Source organism: Accumulibacter sp. (assembly GCF_031732815.1).
GTDB lineage: Bacteria > Pseudomonadota > Gammaproteobacteria > Burkholderiales > Rhodocyclaceae > Accumulibacter.
Map to the genome: position 1 here is coordinate 27,077 of NZ_JAVMKF010000045.1, position 17,026 is coordinate 44,102.

General features: G+C 61.9%; 16 protein-coding genes. 11 read left to right on the forward strand and 5 right to left on the reverse strand.

Annotated elements, in window-relative coordinates:
- Position 1 precedes the first annotated feature (1 nt).
- Both RKP46_RS03910 and RKP46_RS03915 read right to left on the reverse strand, forming a co-directional pair.
- Positions 2–1,945, reverse strand: coding sequence for a diguanylate cyclase domain-containing protein (locus RKP46_RS03910; protein ID WP_311105411.1), 1,944 nt, complete (start codon positions 1,943–1,945; stop codon positions 2–4).
- Positions 1,942–2,751 carry an ABC transporter substrate-binding protein gene (locus tag RKP46_RS03915; RefSeq protein WP_409194099.1) on the reverse strand — a complete coding sequence of 270 codons (810 nt, stop codon included), beginning with the start codon at positions 2,749–2,751 and terminating at the stop codon, positions 1,942–1,944. The genes RKP46_RS03910 and RKP46_RS03915 overlap by 4 nt, the downstream gene beginning before the upstream one ends.
- Positions 2,752–3,034: 283 nt before the next feature.
- Here RKP46_RS03915 and recA point away from each other — a divergent pair, with 283 nt between their 5' ends.
- From recA to RKP46_RS03970, 11 genes are all read left to right on the forward strand, one after another.
- Complete coding sequence (gene recA, locus RKP46_RS03920; RefSeq protein ID WP_311105412.1) at positions 3,035–4,051, forward strand: recombinase RecA; 1,017 nt, start codon at positions 3,035–3,037, stop codon at positions 4,049–4,051.
- Between the two features lie 13 nt (positions 4,052–4,064).
- The gene (locus tag RKP46_RS03925; RefSeq protein WP_311105413.1) at positions 4,065–4,517 is read left to right on the forward strand and encodes a regulatory protein RecX; all 453 of its coding nucleotides are present in this window, start codon (positions 4,065–4,067) and stop codon (positions 4,515–4,517) included.
- A 3-nt stretch (positions 4,518–4,520) separates the two neighbouring features.
- Positions 4,521–5,255, forward strand: a complete 735-nt coding sequence (lptB, locus tag RKP46_RS03930; protein WP_311105414.1) for an LPS export ABC transporter ATP-binding protein — start codon at positions 4,521–4,523, stop codon at positions 5,253–5,255.
- Positions 5,256–5,336: 81 nt separating this feature from the next.
- Positions 5,337–6,752, forward strand: coding sequence for an RNA polymerase factor sigma-54 (locus RKP46_RS03935; RefSeq protein WP_311105415.1), 1,416 nt, complete (start codon positions 5,337–5,339; stop codon positions 6,750–6,752).
- 17 nt (positions 6,753–6,769) lie between these two features.
- A complete protein-coding gene (hpf, locus tag RKP46_RS03940; RefSeq protein WP_311105416.1) occupies positions 6,770–7,096 on the forward strand; it encodes a ribosome hibernation-promoting factor, HPF/YfiA family in 327 nt (108 codons plus the stop codon).
- A gap of 95 nt (positions 7,097–7,191) precedes the next feature.
- Positions 7,192–7,638 carry a PTS IIA-like nitrogen regulatory protein PtsN gene (gene ptsN / locus RKP46_RS03945; protein ID WP_311105417.1) on the forward strand — a complete coding sequence of 149 codons (447 nt, stop codon included), beginning with the start codon at positions 7,192–7,194 and terminating at the stop codon, positions 7,636–7,638.
- An 11-nt stretch (positions 7,639–7,649) separates the two neighbouring features.
- Positions 7,650–8,585 (forward strand): HPr(Ser) kinase/phosphatase, encoded by a 936-nt coding sequence (hprK, locus tag RKP46_RS03950; RefSeq protein ID WP_311105427.1) that lies wholly within the window; start codon positions 7,650–7,652, stop codon positions 8,583–8,585.
- Between the two features lie 53 nt (positions 8,586–8,638).
- On the forward strand, positions 8,639–9,808 hold the full coding sequence (locus tag RKP46_RS03955) for a UbiH/UbiF family hydroxylase (RefSeq protein WP_311105428.1): 1,170 nt from the start codon (positions 8,639–8,641) through the stop codon (positions 9,806–9,808).
- 30 nt (positions 9,809–9,838) lie between these two features.
- Positions 9,839–10,546 carry a DsbC family protein gene (locus tag RKP46_RS03960; protein WP_311105418.1) on the forward strand — a complete coding sequence of 236 codons (708 nt, stop codon included), beginning with the start codon at positions 9,839–9,841 and terminating at the stop codon, positions 10,544–10,546.
- 200 nt (positions 10,547–10,746) lie between these two features.
- Positions 10,747–11,013, forward strand: coding sequence for a hypothetical protein (locus RKP46_RS03965; protein WP_311105419.1), 267 nt, complete (start codon positions 10,747–10,749; stop codon positions 11,011–11,013).
- A 55-nt stretch (positions 11,014–11,068) separates the two neighbouring features.
- Entirely contained in the window at positions 11,069–11,596 is a 528-nt protein-coding gene (locus RKP46_RS03970; protein WP_311105420.1) for an OmpA family protein, read from the forward strand.
- A gap of 25 nt (positions 11,597–11,621) precedes the next feature.
- Here the strand turns inward: RKP46_RS03970 and RKP46_RS03975 are convergent, their stop codons facing one another.
- The 3 genes from RKP46_RS03975 to RKP46_RS03985 all read right to left on the reverse strand — a co-directional run.
- Complete coding sequence (locus RKP46_RS03975) at positions 11,622–13,004, reverse strand: MFS transporter (RefSeq protein ID WP_311105421.1); 1,383 nt, start codon at positions 13,002–13,004, stop codon at positions 11,622–11,624.
- Positions 13,001–15,217, reverse strand: a complete 2,217-nt coding sequence (locus RKP46_RS03980; RefSeq protein WP_311105422.1) for a bacteriohemerythrin — start codon at positions 15,215–15,217, stop codon at positions 13,001–13,003. The genes RKP46_RS03975 and RKP46_RS03980 overlap by 4 nt, the downstream gene beginning before the upstream one ends.
- Before the next feature lie 137 nt (positions 15,218–15,354).
- Positions 15,355–17,026 (reverse strand): methylmalonyl-CoA mutase family protein (locus RKP46_RS03985; protein WP_311105423.1); only part of this gene is annotated, 1,672 nt, incomplete at its 5' end.

Consider the following 17,026-nt stretch of genomic DNA (forward strand, 5'->3'; position numbering starts at 1 on the left):
TTCAGTTGGGCGCGGCGCTGGGCAGTGTCCGCGCAGCTCCCGGCAGGCTGTCGCGCGGGCCACTCGCCGAGTGGCAGGCCTGCCCATCGAAAACGTTGAAACGGTGCTTGCCGGCCAGCTTGGCCTGGTACATGGCACGGTCGGCCTGGCGCAACAGTTTCTCGCCGTCGACGTCGTCTACCTGTGGGTAGAACGTCGCACCGACGCTGGCCGATATCTGCAGGCACAGCCGTTCAACCTGTACCGGCTGTGCGGCAGCCAGGATCAGGCGGTTGAGAATGGGCAAACTGGCCGCCACATCGGGCAGGTCGAGGAGAAGCGCGACGAATTCGTCACCGCCCAGGCGAGCCAGCGTATCGCCATCGCGCAGGATCACCTTCATCCGACCGGCCAGCGCAACCAGCAAATGGTCGCCGACCTCGTGGCCATGCGTATCGTTGATCGCCTTGAACCCGTCGAGGTCGATGAAAGCGACCGTCAGCCCGTCGCCGCGCCGTTGCGCCTGACTCATTGCCTGGCGCAGCCGATCACCGAGCAGACTGCGGTTCGGCAGACCGGTCAGCGCGTCGTAGTGGGCACGGAATTCGAGCTCCTGTTCATACTCCTTCAGGCCGGTGATGTCCGAGAACAGGCCGACATACTGCCGCGTCCTTCCATCCTCGTCACGTACCGCGCTGATCGTGAGCCGCGCTGCGAACGGTCGCCCGTCCTTGCGACGATTCCAGATCTCACCGCACCACTGTCCGCGCTCCAGCAGCTCGCGCCACATCGTGCGATAGAACTCTACGCCTTGTCGACCGGAAGCCAGGAAACGCGGGTTGCGTCCGATGGATTCATCGCGCGAGAAACCGGTCATGGCGACAAACGCTTCGTTCACGTCGATGATCGTCGCCTCGACCGACGTGATCATGATGCCTTCGCGCGCGTTGGTGAATACGCTTGCCGCGTTGATCCGCTGCAGACGATCGGACTGCGCACGCTCCTCGGCCAGCTGCAACTGCCGGCGATAATAGGCCAGGGCGAGCAGAGTGATTGCCAGCAAGGCCGGGACGAGGACCCCCAGCAGCGAATGCGCGCCACTTCGCCAAGGCTGCAGGATGTAGGCGCGGTCAAGATGCGTAAGAACGATGAACGGATAAAGGCGTGAGGCGCGAAAGGCGGTCAGCAGACGCGGCTCGCCGCCCATTTCGCTGGTGTATTGCCCAAACTCCCGCTCCTCCAGACGCAAGTCGGCCAGGGTTCGCCGATTGACCGTTCCCGGTTGCACGCTCGGCCTGCTGTGCATGAGCAGCGTTCCGTCGTAACGCAGGACCTCGACCCAGCCTTCATCGCTCTGCAGCTTCTGCTGAACGTGACCGACGAAGTGGTCGGGATTCAAGGCGACGAGGACCGTGAACGCCTTCCTGCCATTGAGTACGACACTACGCATCAGCGGAATGAAATACGCTTCAGTGGCAGCAACCGGGTGATCGGCGGTGGACGGACGGCCGTCGGCGAAATCGCGTCCGGCCCAGGGGGCGCCGACGCGTAGACTGCCGACCTCACGGCTGGCGAGCGGCAAATAGCTCTGCGTTGTCACACGCAGGCCGACGTTACCCAGATTCGAACTGACCGTGATGCGGCCATCTTCGTCGAGCAGCGACAGCGAGCGCAGGAAAGGTGCATGGCGCAATGTGGTGACGAAGCGATCAGCCAGCGCGTGCCGGCTCGCGCTGTCCGGTGCGCCGGCCAGGGTGCTCACGGCGACCAGATCGGTCAGGTGCAGGCTCTGCGTCAATAGATCCTCGAAGCCGCGCGAATGCATCGCCGACATGCTCAGACCGTTGCTGATCGCGTCGCTGCGCAGGCGAACGAGCGTGAACGCAGCCAGCGCACTCATCCCGCCGACGAAAAGGGCCAGAGCGATCAGGTAGGTTCGTCGCAGAGGCTGCGTGCGCAAGCTCATTGCGCGACGATGGTCTCAAGTTTGTGTCGCCTGGCGGCAGCGAGCAGGCGTCCGTCGCGTTTGATGTCGGCCACGAAGCGGTCAAGCCGGGCGTGCCACCGATCGTCGCCGGGCTTCATGGCGTAGGCATATGGGGTCACATGATAGGTCGCCGGCGGTGCGATCAGGCGCGCCCACTCGGCGCTGGCCAGGAAGCGCTGGCTATACGGGTAGTCAGTCATGAACACGTCGGCTCGCCCCGACTGCACTTCCTGCTCACGGGCAAACGGCGTATCGAGCACGACAAGCTGCGCCGACCTGAGCTTGCCTTTCATGACCTGTTCGTGCAAGGTGCCCTTTGCCACAGCGACAATCGAACCCGCCTGGTCGATCTGCTGCCAGTCAGTGATTCGCCGGTTGGTACGGCTGGTGACGGCGTAGATGTCGCTCGCCAGATAAGGACTCGTAAAGCGCAACTGTGCGGCGCGCGAGGCAGTGATGCCGACAGCGAACATGGCGACATCGCAACGATCCTGGAGCACATCGTCAACGAGTCGGGCGAACGAGCTGTCGACGAAGTCGACGCTTACCCCGAGGTCCTTGCCCAGTTCGCCGGCGAGATCAATGTCGATGCCCGCGAGAAGCTGCGTCTTGGGGTTGCGGTAGGTGATGCTGTAGTAATCGGGCCAGATGCAGACGCGCATGCGTCCGCCCGCCTTGATCCGCTCAAGCCGACTGGCGAGCGGCTCGGCGAGCAATCCGCGGTCGGGCAGTGCGCAGCCAGCAACCATGGTGATGAGCATCGTAAGCAGTCTGAGTACACGCATCGGAGCCTCCGGGGAACGGGCCAATGGCTTTCCTGCGAACTGCCGACCGCGCGGCGATCCGCGACTGCCGGTCAGCACGCCGGCACGCGATGGCCCCCTGAGCGGCCGACATCGTTTGCCGTTCTGCTTGCCGAATTGTAGGGCAATTGCTGCGCTGACCGCAAAACTCGTGCGCGCTCGCCGGCACGTGTATATCATGCCAGCCATCCGCGATCTGTGGACGGCCGTCTGCAGTACCGCCGAAAATGGGATAATTCCCCCCCAGCCAAAAAAAGGACAGGAAATGGAAGACAACAAGGCGAAAGCGCTGGCAGCAGCGTTGGCTCAGATCGAAAAGCAGTTCGGCAAGGGTTCGATCATGAAGATGGGCGAGGGCAACGTGGTTAACGATGTCCCGGTGGTGTCCACCGGTTCGCTCGGACTTGACATTGCCCTTGGCATCGGCGGCTTGCCGCGCGGGCGCGTTGTCGAGATCTATGGGCCTGAATCGTCAGGCAAGACCACACTGACTCTGCAAGTCATTGCCGAAATGCAGAAGCTCGGAGGAACGGCCGCGTTCATCGACGCCGAGCACGCGCTGGACCCGGCGTACGCTCAGAAGCTCGGCGTAAACCTGGACGAACTCCTCATCTCACAGCCGGATACCGGCGAACAGGCGCTGGAAATCGCCGACATGCTGGTCCGCTCGGCGAGCGTCGACGTCGTCGTGATCGATTCGGTCGCCGCGCTCGTGCCGAAAGCTGAGATTGAAGGCGAGATGGGCGATTCGCTACCTGGCCTGCAAGCCCGTCTGATGAGCCAGGCGCTACGCAAGTTGACAGCGAACATCAATCGTACCAACACGCTGGTCGTCTTCATCAACCAGATTCGCATGAAGATCGGCGTCATGTTCGGCAGTCCGGAAACGACGACCGGGGGCAACGCCCTGAAGTTCTACGCTTCCGTGCGGCTGGATATCCGACGCATCGGAAGTATCAAGAAAGGTGACGAGGTCATCGGCAGCGAAACCCGGGTGAAGGTGGTCAAGAACAAGGTGGCGCCGCCGTTTCGGGAAGCAATCTTCGACATTCTCTATGGGGAGGGAACGTCGCGCGAAGGCGAGATCGTCGAACTTGGCGTGCAGCACAAGCTGATCGACAAGTCGGGCTCCTGGTACGCGTACAATGGCGAGAAGATCGGCCAAGGCAAGGACAACGCGCGCGAGTTCCTGAAGAGCAAGCCGCAGATTGCGCAGGAGATCGAATCCAGGATCCGCGCTGCGGTCAAGGTGCCAGCGCCGCTGGCCGCAACGACGACCTGAATTTTCAGGACAGATGACCCAGCCCTTGCGTGCGCGTGCCTTGCGATTGTTGGCGCAGCGCGAGCACGCGCGTAGCGAGTTGGCGCGCAAGCTTCTGGCGGCCGATGCCGAGTCGAGATCGTCGCTTGACGCGTTGCTCGACGAGTTGACCGCGGAAGGTCTGTTGTCGGATCAGCGATACTGCGAGAACCGCGTCAAGCTGCGCGGCAGGAAGTATGGTGACGCGCGCCTGGCTGGCGAACTGCGCGCCCAAGGGCTGGCCGATGACCTGGTGGAGGCCGCACTGGCGGCCGGCGAAGACGAAGCAAGCAGGGCAGAACGCATCTGCCGGCGAAAATTTGCCGGGCAATCGGCGGCATCGGCCGACCCGGCGGAAACTGCACGACAGATTCGCTTTCTCGCCGCGCGCGGTTTTTCCGGCGAAACGATTCGGCGCGTATTGCGCGGCAACCTGGAAGACGACTGAGAGATGTCCGACACACAGAGCAAGTTGTCCACACGGCACATCAAGAAGCGGTACAAGTCGCGTACTGTCGTACACGATGTTTCCTTTGAAGTAGCCAGCGGCGAGGTCGTCGGTCTGCTCGGCCCGAACGGCGCCGGCAAGACCACCTGTTTCTACATGGTCGTCGGCCTCGCGGCGTGTGACGGCGGCGACGTGTACCTCGACGAAACACAACTAACCCACCTGCCGATTCACCGACGTGCGCGCCTGGGCCTGTCCTACTTGCCGCAGGAGGCTTCCGTTTTTCGCAAGCTGACGGTCGGACAAAACATCCAGGCGGTGCTCGAGCTGCAGAACCTGTCCGCCAGCGATGTCGAGTCGCGTAGTGAAGACCTGCTCGACGAACTGCACATCGGCCATCTGCGCAACAGTCCGGCGACCTCGCTTTCTGGCGGCGAACGCCGGCGCGTCGAGATTGCCCGCGCCTTGGCAACTTCACCGCGCTTCATTCTGCTCGACGAGCCTTTTGCCGGTGTTGACCCGATTGCTGTTCTCGACATCCAGAAGATCATTCGCTTCCTGAAAGATCGCGGCATCGGCGTCCTGATCACCGATCACAACGTGCGTGAAACCTTGGGGATTTGCCACCACGCGTACATCATCAACGAAGGCTGCGTGCTTGCGGCTGGCCGGCCCGAGGAAATCATTTATAATGAAAACGTCCGGAAAGTTTATCTGGGCGAGAACTTCCGCCTCTGAACCTGACGGCGCCGCAGCCACGATGCGCGAACCATATGGGCAGTTCCCCAGGGCAATCCCGCGGCTTACCCGGTTCCGTTAATGAAACCATCCCTCCAGCTCAAGCTTTCTCAGCATCTCGCACTGACGCCTCAGTTGCAGCAGTCGATCCGGCTGCTCCAATTGTCGACAGTCGAGCTTGAACAGGAACTTGAGCGTTACCTCCTGGACAATCCGCTGCTCGAACGCGCCGAGGATTACGCACTCGCCGCCGCTTCGCCGACCGCCGGCGAAGGCGCGATGACGCCGGCCGACGACGCGCCGGCGCAGACCAGCGTAGATGCTTCGCCCGACGAGGAAAGCTGGCTGGGGGAAGACACCGCTTCTCTCAGATCGCCGGGCTCGTTCGACGAGGATGACGAAGACTATCACGACGTGCAGGCGGCGAGTGTTTCCTTGCGCGAGCATCTGCTCTCGCAGCTCGGCCTGATGACCCTGCCCGCGCGCGACCGTGTGCTGGTCCGCTGCCTGGTCGAAGCGCTTGACGACGACGGCTACCTCACCCAGCCGCTGGACGAGCTTGCCGAAAACATGCCGGCCGAACTCGACATCGCCAGCGAAGAACTGCAGATCGCGCTCATCCATCTGCAGCATCTGGATCCGATTGGCATCGGTGCGCGCGGCTTGCAGGAATGCCTGGCTCTGCAGCTACAGGCATTGGCGCCTGACGCGACGCGCAACCTGGCGCTTGACATCGTCCACAAGCACCTCGAACTTCTCGGCAACCGCGATTTTCAAAAGATCAAAAGGCTCACCGGCTGCGATGATGAAGCCTTGCGCGCAGCCCAAATGCTGATCTGCAGCCTCAATCCGCGGCCGGGGGCACAGTACGCGGCGGCTGACATCCGCTACATCATGCCTGACGTCGTGGTTCGCAAGCTGCGCGGACAATGGACCGTGAACATCAACTCGGATGCCTTTCCCCGCCTTAAAATCAACAGCCTGTACGCGCAGATCCTGGCGCGACAACGCGGTTCCGGGCTCGCCGGACAGCTCCAGGAGGCGCGCTGGCTGATTCGCAACGTGCAGCAAAGGTTTGACACCATCCTGCGCGTGGCGCAGGCTATCGTCGACCGGCAGCGTCAGTTCCTGGATCACGGCGATGTCGCCATGCGCCCGCTCGTTCTCCGGGAGATCGCGGAAACACTCGGCCTGCACGAGTCCACCATCTCGCGCGTGACGACCCAGAAATACATGGCGACACCGCGGGGAATATTCGAACTGAAGTATTTTTTTGGCAGTCACGTCAACACCGAGGCGGGTGGAGCGTGTTCGGCAACGGCGATCCGGGCGCTGATCAAGCAGTTGATCAGCAACGAGGAACCGACAAAACCCCTTTCGGACAGTCAGATATCCGAGATTCTTGGCCAGCAGGGCATTGTGGTTGCCCGCCGCACGATCGCAAAGTACCGTGAGGCGCTCAGTATCCCGCCGGTCAATCTACGCAAGTCCATTTAAGAAGAAGGAGCCACATCATGAACCTGCAAGTCAGTGGACACCACCTCGAGATTACCCCGGCGCTGCGCGACTATGTCGCGAACAAGCTCGAGCGGATCACTCGCCACTTCGACAACGTGATCGACGTGAACGTGATCTTGTCGGTGGACAAACTGAAGCAGAAGGCCGAAGTCACGGTTCACCTGGCGGGCAAGGACGTCTACGTCGAAACCGATGACGAGGACCTTTATGCCGCAGTCGACGCTCTGGCAGACAAGCTCGAACGCCAGGTTCAGAAATACAAGCAGAAGCTGCAGGATCACCATCGCGGCAACAAGATTACCGACCATATTGTTGCCGACTAGGTTTGGTTTGGCGCGCGCGAGGTTGCCGGAAGGTGGCTTCGCGCACTTCCTGAGCTGTAACCCATCCACCTCTGTTCTTTTCGGGTCTTTGTCGCATGAGCCAAATTACCCAGCTACTCCCTCTCGAAAACATCCTTCTCGACCTGGACGCGAGCAGCAAGAAGCGCGTCTTCGAGCACGTCGGGCTCTTGTTCGAAAACTATCTCGGCATCGCACGCGCCAGCGTTTTCGACAGCCTGTTCGCGCGCGAAAAGCTGGGGTCGACCGGCCTTGGGCAGGGAGTAGCAATCCCGCACGGACGAATCCGCGGCCTCAAGGAGGCGACCGCGGCGTTTATCCGACTGGCTAATCCGGTTCCCTTCGATTCGCCGGATGGCAAGCCGGTTTCATTGCTTTTCGTTCTTCTCGTACCAGAGGTCGCCACCGAGCAGCATCTGCAGATCCTCTCCGAACTGGCGCAGCATTTCTCCGATCGCAGTTGCCGCGAGGCACTGAGCAAGGCAGTTGATGGCGAGACGGTCCGCCGAATATTTGCCGGCTAGAAATGAACGCACTGCGCCAGTTCAGCGTGGCCCAGATGTACGAGGACCACCGGGACAAACTGAAGCTTTCGTGGGTCATCGCGATTGGCGTCGATCGCAAGATTGAACTCAAGGAACAGGGACATTATGGCGCCGATGTCGTTGGTCACCTCAACCTGATTCACCCCGAGCGCTTGCAGGTCATCGGGCGAGCCGAGCATGCCTGGGCGGCGCGCGTTACCGCCGAACGCCTGCGCAGCCAGATCAGGGAGTTGATGGTAGCCCGGCCGCCGGCGCTGATGGTGGCCGACGGCCTGGAGGTCCTGCCGGAAATCCGCGAGGCGTGCGAATCCACCCAGACGCCGCTGTTTACCAGCCCCAAGCCCTGCTCGGCAGTGATCGAGCTGCTGCGCATCTACCTGTCGCGTCGACTGGCGGGCTCGACCTCGGTGCACGGCGTGCTGATGGATGTCTTCGGAATGGGCGTCCTGATTACCGGTGATTCCGGAGTCGGCAAGAGCGAACTTGCCCTGGAACTCATTTCGCGCGGACACGGCCTGGTGGCCGATGATGTCGTCGAACTGGCCTGCATCGCGCCGACGACCATCGAAGGACGCTGCCCGAGCATGCTGCGCGATTTCCTGGAAGTGCGCGGACTCGGCTTGCTGAACATCCGGACGATCTTTGGTGAAACGGCTTCGCGCCGGAAGATGAAACTGAAGCTGATTGCCCACCTGCAGCGGCCGATCATCGGAGCAGACGGACCCCGGCTGCCGCTCGATGCGCAAACGCACGAGATTCTCGGTGTTCCGGTGCGCAAGGTCGTCATTCCCGTTGCCGCGGGGCGGAACATCGCCGTGTTGCTCGAAGCCGCCGTGCGCAACAGCATTCTCCAGTTGCGCGGCATCGACAGCATGGGCGATTTCATTACCCGGCAACAACAGGCTTTGTTTGACGAAGATCTCTAGCACATGTGCCAACCCGGGCGACCGTCGCCATTGCCAACAACTGCAAGCCGAAAATGCACGCCGAGCGTTTCGACCTAGCCATCCTGGGTGGCGGTCTGGCCGGTCTGGCGCTCGCCTGCGCGTTGCGCCAGACGCGCCTGAAGATTGCCTTGGTCGAACAGCGCGCACCCGCTCGGCTGCCCGGCTGGGATGCCCGCATCTACGCGGTGTCGCCGGCCAACGCCGGTTTCCTCCAGGAGCTTGGCGTCTGGAAGCACCTGCCGATTGAACGTCTGGCAACCGTCCAGACGATGAAGATCTGCGGCGACGCGGGTGCCCGTCTGGTGTTCTCCGCCTATGAGTCGGGCGTGTCGGAGCTTGCCTGGATCGTCGAATCGTCGCTGATGGCGTGCGAACTGTGGGAAAGCGTCAAGCGACAGGCCAACCTGACATTGCTTTGTCCAGCCCAGCCCAAGGCGGTCGAGATCAGTGAAGATCACGCGCATCTCCTGCTGAGTGACGGCAGCGCGCTCAGCGCACGCCTCGTCGTCGGTGCCGACGGGCGCGATTCATGGCTGCGCCAGGCGGTCGGTCTGTCGGCGATCAATTTTGATTACGGCGACATGGGCGTCGTGGCAAACTTTTCCTGTGAGTTGCCGCACCGCTCGATCGCGCGACAGTGGTTCCTTGGCGCCAGTGTCCTGGCCTGGTTACCGATGGCCGGCGAACGAGTGTCGCTGGTCTGGTCGCTTCCCGACGATCAAGCGAGCGACCTGCTGACTCTCGGGGCCGAAGAATTCTGCCGCCGGGTAGCCGCAGCGGGCGGCAATGAACTCGGCAAGCTTGCCCTATTGACGCCACCTGCCGCGTTCCCTTTGCGCTTGCTGCAGGTTCCGCAGACGGTCGCCTTTCGCCTCGCCCTGCTCGGCGACGCAGCGCATGGAATTCACCCATTGTCCGGTCATGGCATCAATCTCGGTTTTCAGGACGCCCGAGTGCTTGCCCAACTGCTCGCGACGACGCCGGAGTGGCAGGATATCGGTAGCCAGCGCCTGCTGCGCCGTTACCAGCGCGCGCGCCGCGAAGAAACCCTGGTCATGCAAGGGGCGACGCATGCGCTGCGCCAGCTTTTCCGCCACACGCTCCCCGCTCTGCGACCGTTGCGCAACGTGGGAATGAACCTGACGAACGCGCTGCCAGTCATAAAGAATTTGCTTGTGCGCTATGCTGTCGGCCCTTTTTGAAGACTCGCCACCTCACTCCGGAGAACATCGATGTACAAGATCCTCTTGCCGCTCATCGCTACGGCGTCCTTCAGCCTGTCGACCTTGGCCGACGAGGCCTCCGTCAAGAAAGCCGTCGAAGGGAAGCTTGGTGGTTCTGTAAACAGCGTCAGTCGCACGCCCTATCTCGGGCTGTATGAACTGTATGTCGACGGCCAGATCGTTTATACCGACGAAAAGGTATCGGCGCTGATCGTCGGCTCGCTCATCGACGGCAAGACGATGAAGAACGTCACTGCCGAGCGAATGCAGAAACTGAGCGCGGTCAAGTTCTCCGAATTGCCGCTGGCGCTTGCCGTGAAACAGGTGCGCGGCGACGGAAAGCGCGTCTTCGCCACCTTCGAGGATCCCAACTGCGGCTACTGCAAGCGGCTGGCGAAAGACCTCGTGAAGCTCGACAACGTCACGATCTACACTTTCCTCTACCCGATACTCTCGCCCGACTCGCTTGAAAAGTCGAATCAGATCTGGTGTGCGCCGGATCGGGTCAAGGCCTGGAACGAATGGATGATCGAGGGCAAGGCGCCAAGCGGACGCGGCGATTGCGACACCACAGCGGTGAAAAAATCCGTCGAGGCAGGCCGCAAGCTGGCCATCAATGGCACGCCGACGATCTTCTTTGCCGACGGCGAGCGCGTACCGGGTGCGATGCCCCTGGCCAAGATCGAGGAGAAGCTTGCTCATCAAGGCGGGCGCTAGCCGGGCAGACCTCCGTCGTCGCGCGAAGGGCGGCAACCGGGCGCAACGCCAAGCGCTCTGCATGCCAGCTTTCCGCTGGGCGGCGCTTTCCTGCTGCGGGCGGGAAAAGCGTGTATAGTCCAGGCCTATCGTAGTCTGAGGGCGTTTCTGCTCAGCGGGTCGCTGGCCTTTTCTGCTCCTTGGCAGGCCTCGCCCGCCAGATGAAGGCGATAGCTGCTCGTCCGGCAAACTGCATCCTGGCCCGTCTGAGTGGCCTTTCTGTTCGGAAACTGGCAATGAATATCTTTGTGGACAATCTCTCGCCGGCCACCGCGGAAGAGGAAGGGGGCGATCCGAGCAAGATTTTCGCTCGGGGCGCAGCGGGCGAGGTATTGGATACCCGCTCCCGGCGTCGCTTGCCGCAGCCCTCCGGCTTCGACCAGATGCCAAGCACGGCGCAGATCAATGGCGGCATGCGCCGTCGCTAGGCCGGAAGCGCCCGACTCGCTTCTTCGCCGGCCATCCACACCAGTCAGATTATCGATGTTGTCGCTCCGTTGCGTCCTGGCAGTCTCCGCCGGTTTGCTGGTCTTGCTCGCCGGCTGCGCAAACACCGACCAGGCGATCCACGAAAGTCGTCCGGCGGCCAGTGTCGTGACCGATCAGCCGACGCGTAGCACCACGCTGACCGTCGGGCGTGGTTCGCTGAAGCCGACGCCTTTTGCCGGCGAGCCCGACAAGCGGACAGTGTATTTTGCTTTTGGCGAAGCGGCGATCGACGAAGAGGGCGGTGAGGTGCTGCGTCAGAATGCTCAGAAGCTGAAAGAGGACTCCCAGTTGGTCGTTACGCTGGTAGGCCACACGGACAACCTGGGAAGCCCAGCCTACAACCTGGCCGTCGCCGACAAACGCGTTGAGGCGGTCAGCGAGCGCCTCCGATCGCTGGGCGTGGCGCGAAGCCAGATTCGCCGCTTGCCGGTGGGCAGCGAACACAGTAGCAAGATTCGCTGTGATGGCGAGGCGTGCCGGCGGACGATGCGGCGGGTCGAACTGGTCTACGACCGGCGCTGACTGGTCGCCGGCCGGCATGGCCCGTTCATGCCGGCTGCCAGATGTTTCGGCAGCCGGTTTCGCGTGTCCACCACGCGGCCAAGGCGCCAAAAAGCGCGGTTCCCGCCAGCAGGAGCAGGCCTGCCCGATAGTCGTCTACGCTGTAGAGGCGGGTACCGGCACTGCTCATCGCGCCGCGCCAGGTCTGGTCCATCACCCAGCCAACCAGCGGCTGCAGAATGGCAGCGGCGAGAAAACCGCCCATGTTGGTGACACTGGTTGACATGCCGGAAAGCAATGGCGGGTTGACTTCCTTCGCGCACGCCCAGGTCAAGGTGAAACTGGCGGTGAGCACCCCCATCAAGGCAAACAGCGCATAACTTGCGGCCAGCGGCACGCGCTCGCCGCTCAGCCAGAAAAGCCAGAGCAAGGCATACAGATGACTGCCGACGACAAGTAGCGGTTTGCGCCGGCCGAGACGATCGGACAGCGCGCCGATGAACAGGCAACCGAGGGCGAAGCCGCCGAAATAAAGGCTTGCATGTTGCGCCGCAGTGCTGCGCTCCATCGCGTGCACCTGGGTCAGGTAAGGTGTGGCCCATACTCCGGCAAAGGCGAAAAAGCTCCCGCAGATGCCGAAATTGGCGCAGACCACCGGCCAGGTGTCGCGGTTGCGCAAGACGCTCAGTAAGCCCGAAACGACCACCGTACGGTCGAATCGCGGCCGCATCGGCAGGCCGTCCGCGACCGGGCGCTCGCGCAGCAGGACCCAGCAGGCAAGACCAAGCGCCACCGAGACGCCGGCGAGCCCGACGAAGACACTGCGCCAGCCAGTCGCCTGAGCCAACCACGACAGTGGCGCGCCGGCGAGGACCGAACCGAGGTTGCCGACCAGCATGCTCACTCCGACCAGGCTGGCGAAACGCCGCTCCTCGAATGACAAGGCGATGATCTTCAGCATCGCGATGAAAGTCACCGAAACACCGAGGCCGATCAGCGTTCGACCGAGGAAAGCGACTTCCAGGTTTGCCGCGAGACCGAAAAGCAGACTGCCGACACCGCCGACCAGGCCACCGAGCAGCAGAATGAGGCGCGGACCAAGCGTGTCGACGAGAATTCCGGTCGGCACCTGCATGACCGTATAAACATAGAAGTACGTTGCCGCCAGCACGCCGAGCGAGGCGGCGCTCGTGTGGAATGCGGCAATCAGGTCCTGCGCAATGCCGACGGGAGCAAAACGTTGAAAGAACGACAGGACATAGGCAGCGACGACGACACTCAGGGCGAGCACGGCCGGCCGATGTCCGCCGGGTTCGCTGACCGGCGTCGACGCCGCATGCGCAGCACCCTGGCTGCGCTCGCTGACGCCGCCAACTGGCATGTCGCCGGTCTGGCTGGCGCTGGCAGCGCCCCCGCCACGCGTGCTCACACCAGGCCTCGGCGCGCCAGATCATTGGCCAGCGCCCGATCGACCTTCAGAATGTGGTTGACCAGCCAGTCGCGAATGAAGCCCAACAACTCGATGGAAACGGCAGCGCCGTTTTCGTATTGCGCCTTGAAACGCGAGACCTGCTCGATCAGCTTGCGATGCTCGGCCATGTGCGCCGGACGTTGCGCGTACTCGTGCTTTTCCATCAGCTTTTCCTCGAAGGAGAAGTGCGTCAGGGTATAGTTCACCAATTCATCGAGAATCGCGCCGCAGGCCGCGCGGCCCGCTCCGGAACGCATCGCGCCGTTCAAGCGGTTGGCGATTTCGATCAGCACCTGATGCTGACGATCAATCTCGGGATGCCCGACAGCCAGCGCCGTTGACCAGTCCATCAGTGGCTTTACCGGCCCGCTGGTCGCGCTGACAGGCGCTTGATCGTCCTTGCCATCGAGCTTGAAGCGCTTGACCATGGCGAACATCTGGGTGGATGCCAGCTCGAGGTCGGCTGCCGTCTGCAAGGACTGCCTGATGACGTTCTCGGTCTGCCCGGAAGCCTTCATCACTTCGTCGACATCGCCGACGATCTCTTCGATTCGCCTCGTCTGGTCGCGCGTGGCTTGCGACAAGGCGGTCATCTTATCCAGTGTATCCTGCGCCCGTACCTCGATCGCGCGCAATGTTTCCGCCGCACCATTGGCGGCAGTAACGCCATCGGCAATCACTGGAGCGGCATCCTTCATCCCGTCAACCGCAGTTTCCGTATCGGCGCGGATGTCCTGCAGCACCTTGCCGATTTCATTCGTCGCCTTGCCCGTGCGCTCGGCGAGCTTGCGCACCTCGTCGGCAACAACCGCGAAACCGCGGCCCTGTTCTCCGGCACGCGCTGCTTCGATCGCTGCGTTCAACGCCAAGAGATTGGTCTGGTCGGCGATCTCCTTGATTACGCGGGCCATCTGGTCGATTTCGGCGGTACTTTCCAGCAAATGCGCGACCCGTTCCGAAGAGGCGGCAACGGTCGCGGCAATCGTCTGCATTTCGCTCGCCACCTGGCTGGCGGAAAGCGCACCGTCGCGCGCACGCTGGGCGACTTCGTGCGCACCGTCCTCGGTCTCACGGACCAGTGTCTTGATGCCGTCGACGCTGGCCGAAACGCCATTGATCGCCGACCGGGTATGCTGGACAGCCGCCGCCTGTACTTGCGTTGCCAGATTGATTTCGCCTGACTCGGCGGAAAGCCGCTCGATACTCGAATGCACCTTGCCCGCATTGTCAAACAGCGCGCGCAACATCTCCTGCAAGCGGCTCTGCATCTGTGCGAGCACGAAGAGCAGGCTGTCGCGATCGCCAGCCTGCAGGCGAATCTGCTGCGTCAGGTCGCCGTCGGCCATCTTGCTCGTCACACTGCGCGCGAAGCGTGGCTCTCCGCCGAAATCGCTGACGATACTTCGGCGTACGATCCAGGTGCCGATCAGCATCAACACGGTCGCCGCAGCGACCATGAGCAGGCTGTTCGTCGCCTCTCTGCGAAAGACTGCATCGACATCATCTATATAGATGCCAGATCCGACGACCCAGCCCCAGGGCTCGAACTTCTTGACGTAGGACAGCTTCCGGAACAGCTCGGTGCTGGCACCGCCACCCGGCAGTGGTTTTGGCCAAAGGTACTCGACGTAACCTTCGCCAGCCTGCTCGACGACCTCGTTGAAAGCCAGAAAGAGGTTCTTGTTGTCGAGTTTGATCCTGTCACCGTTGGCCCCCGCCTGTTGCTGGACGGCTTTGTTGAAACGCGTTTCGTCGAGCACCTTGCCGTCAAGCGCGGGAACCGTCGGGTGCATCACCATTTTTGGGACCGGCTTGCCGAGATCATTGATCCAGAAGTACTCGGTGTTCTCGTAGCGCAGTTGCCGAATTGACGCAATGGCCTGCTGGCGGGCGTCCGCATCGTTCAGAGCGCCCGTCTTCTGCAGGCTGTGAAAATGACCTAACACACCAATTGCCACCTCGACCAGGTGGCGAGTCTTGATCTGGCGGTCTTCGTAAAGTTTGCCATGCAGTGACCACAATGCTTCCCACGTCATCAGGAGCATCACCAGCCATGCGAGCAAAGGCATCAGAGCAAGCCGCGTCATCAGGCGACGGCGGCGGAGGAACGCGGCAAGCATCTCGATCTCCCTTTCGCAAATCAGCAGGAAGATGCGATGCTGGACTAACACGACGAAAGATGCAACGCCTGTGACGGCTTCATCTTGGTGAATTAATGCGCGCTTGCGCCGTCGCTGCGGGGCGCCCTGCGGCTCAGGCCGGCCGCTCCGAACGATGAACCTCGTCCGGAGCGTGGCCAGAGGATCCTCTACATGCTGCGTCGATACTGCCCGCCAACGGCGTACAAGGCGTTGGTAATCTGCCCGAGCGAGCAGACACGAACCGCATCGATGAGCACGGCAAAAACGTTGCCATTGTCGATCACCGTCTGCTGCAGACGTTCCAGCATGGCGGCGCTGGCCGTCTGGTTGCGTTTCTGGAACTCCTGCAGACGGGTCAGTTGCGATTGCTTTTCCTCCTCGGTCGAGCGTGCGAGTTCAATCTCGATCTGTGCGTCCCCTTGCGGGTTGCGGAACGTGTTGACGCCGACGATGGGATAGGAGCCGTCGTGCTTCTTGTGCTCGTAGTAGAGCGATTCCTCCTGGATCTTGCCGCGCTGGTAGCCCGTTTCCATGGCACCGAGGACGCCACCGCGCGCGGCGATCGCTTCGAATTCCTTGAGCACGGCTTCCTCGACCAGATCGGTCAGTTCGTCGATGATGAACGCCCCCTGATTCGGATTTTCGTTCATCGCCAGGCCCCACTCGCGATTGATGATCAACTGGATGGCCATTGCCCGACGAACCGATTCCTCGGTCGGCGTGGTAATTGCCTCATCGTACGCATTGGTGTGCAGCGAGTTGCAATTGTCGTAAATCGCGATCAGCGCCTGGAGCGTCGTGCGGATGTCATTGAACGCCATCTCCTGCGCGTGCAGCGAACGTCCGGACGTCTGGATGTGGTATTTCAGCTTCTGGCTGCGCTCGTTGCCGCCGTACTTGTTCTTCATGGCGATCGCCCAGATGCGCCGCGCAACGCGCCCGATGACCGAGTATTCGGGGTCCATGCCGTTGCTGAAGAAGAACGAAAGGTTCGGTGCGAAGTCGTCGATGTGCATGCCGCGTGCCAGGTACGCTTCGACATAGGTAAAGCCGTTGGCCAAGGTGAAGGCCAGTTGCGAAATCGGATTGGCTCCGGCTTCGGCGATGTGGTAGCCCGAAATCGAGACCGAGTAGAAGTTGCTGATATGGTTGTGGACGAAGAACTCCTGAATGTCACCCATCATCTTGAGCGCGAACTCGGTCGAGAAGATGCAGGTATTTTGTCCCTGGTCTTCCTTCAGGATGTCGGCCTGTACCGTGCCGCGCAGGTTGCTGAGCACCCAGGCGCGGATCTTCTGGGTCTCGTCCTCGGTCGGCTCGCGCTCGTTGTCAGCGCGGAACTTCTGAATCTGTTGATCGATCGCCGTATTGAAGAACATCGACAGGATGATCGGCGCCGGACCATTGATCGTCAGCGAGACCGATGTGGTCGGCGCGCAAAGCTCGAAACCGCTGAACAAGACCTTCATGTCGTCGAGCGTGGCGATCGAAACGCCGGAGTTGCCGACCTTGCCGTAGATGTCCGGGCGCGCATCGGGGTCGCAGCCGTAAAGCGTTACCGAATCGAAGGCGGTCGACAAGCGCTTTGCCGGCATGCCTTCGGAAACCCGCTTGAAGCGGCGGTTGGTCCGGAAGGCATCGCCTTCGCCGGCGAACATGCGCGTTGGATCCTCGTTTTCGCGCTTGAAAGCGAAGACGCCGGCGGTGAAGGGGAATGAGCCGGGCACGTTTTCCTTCATCAGGAAACGCAGAACCTCGCCGTCGTCCTGGTACGTCGGCAGCGAGACCTTGCGGATGCGTGAACCGGAAAGCGAGGTATTGGTCAGCCGGGTGCGAATC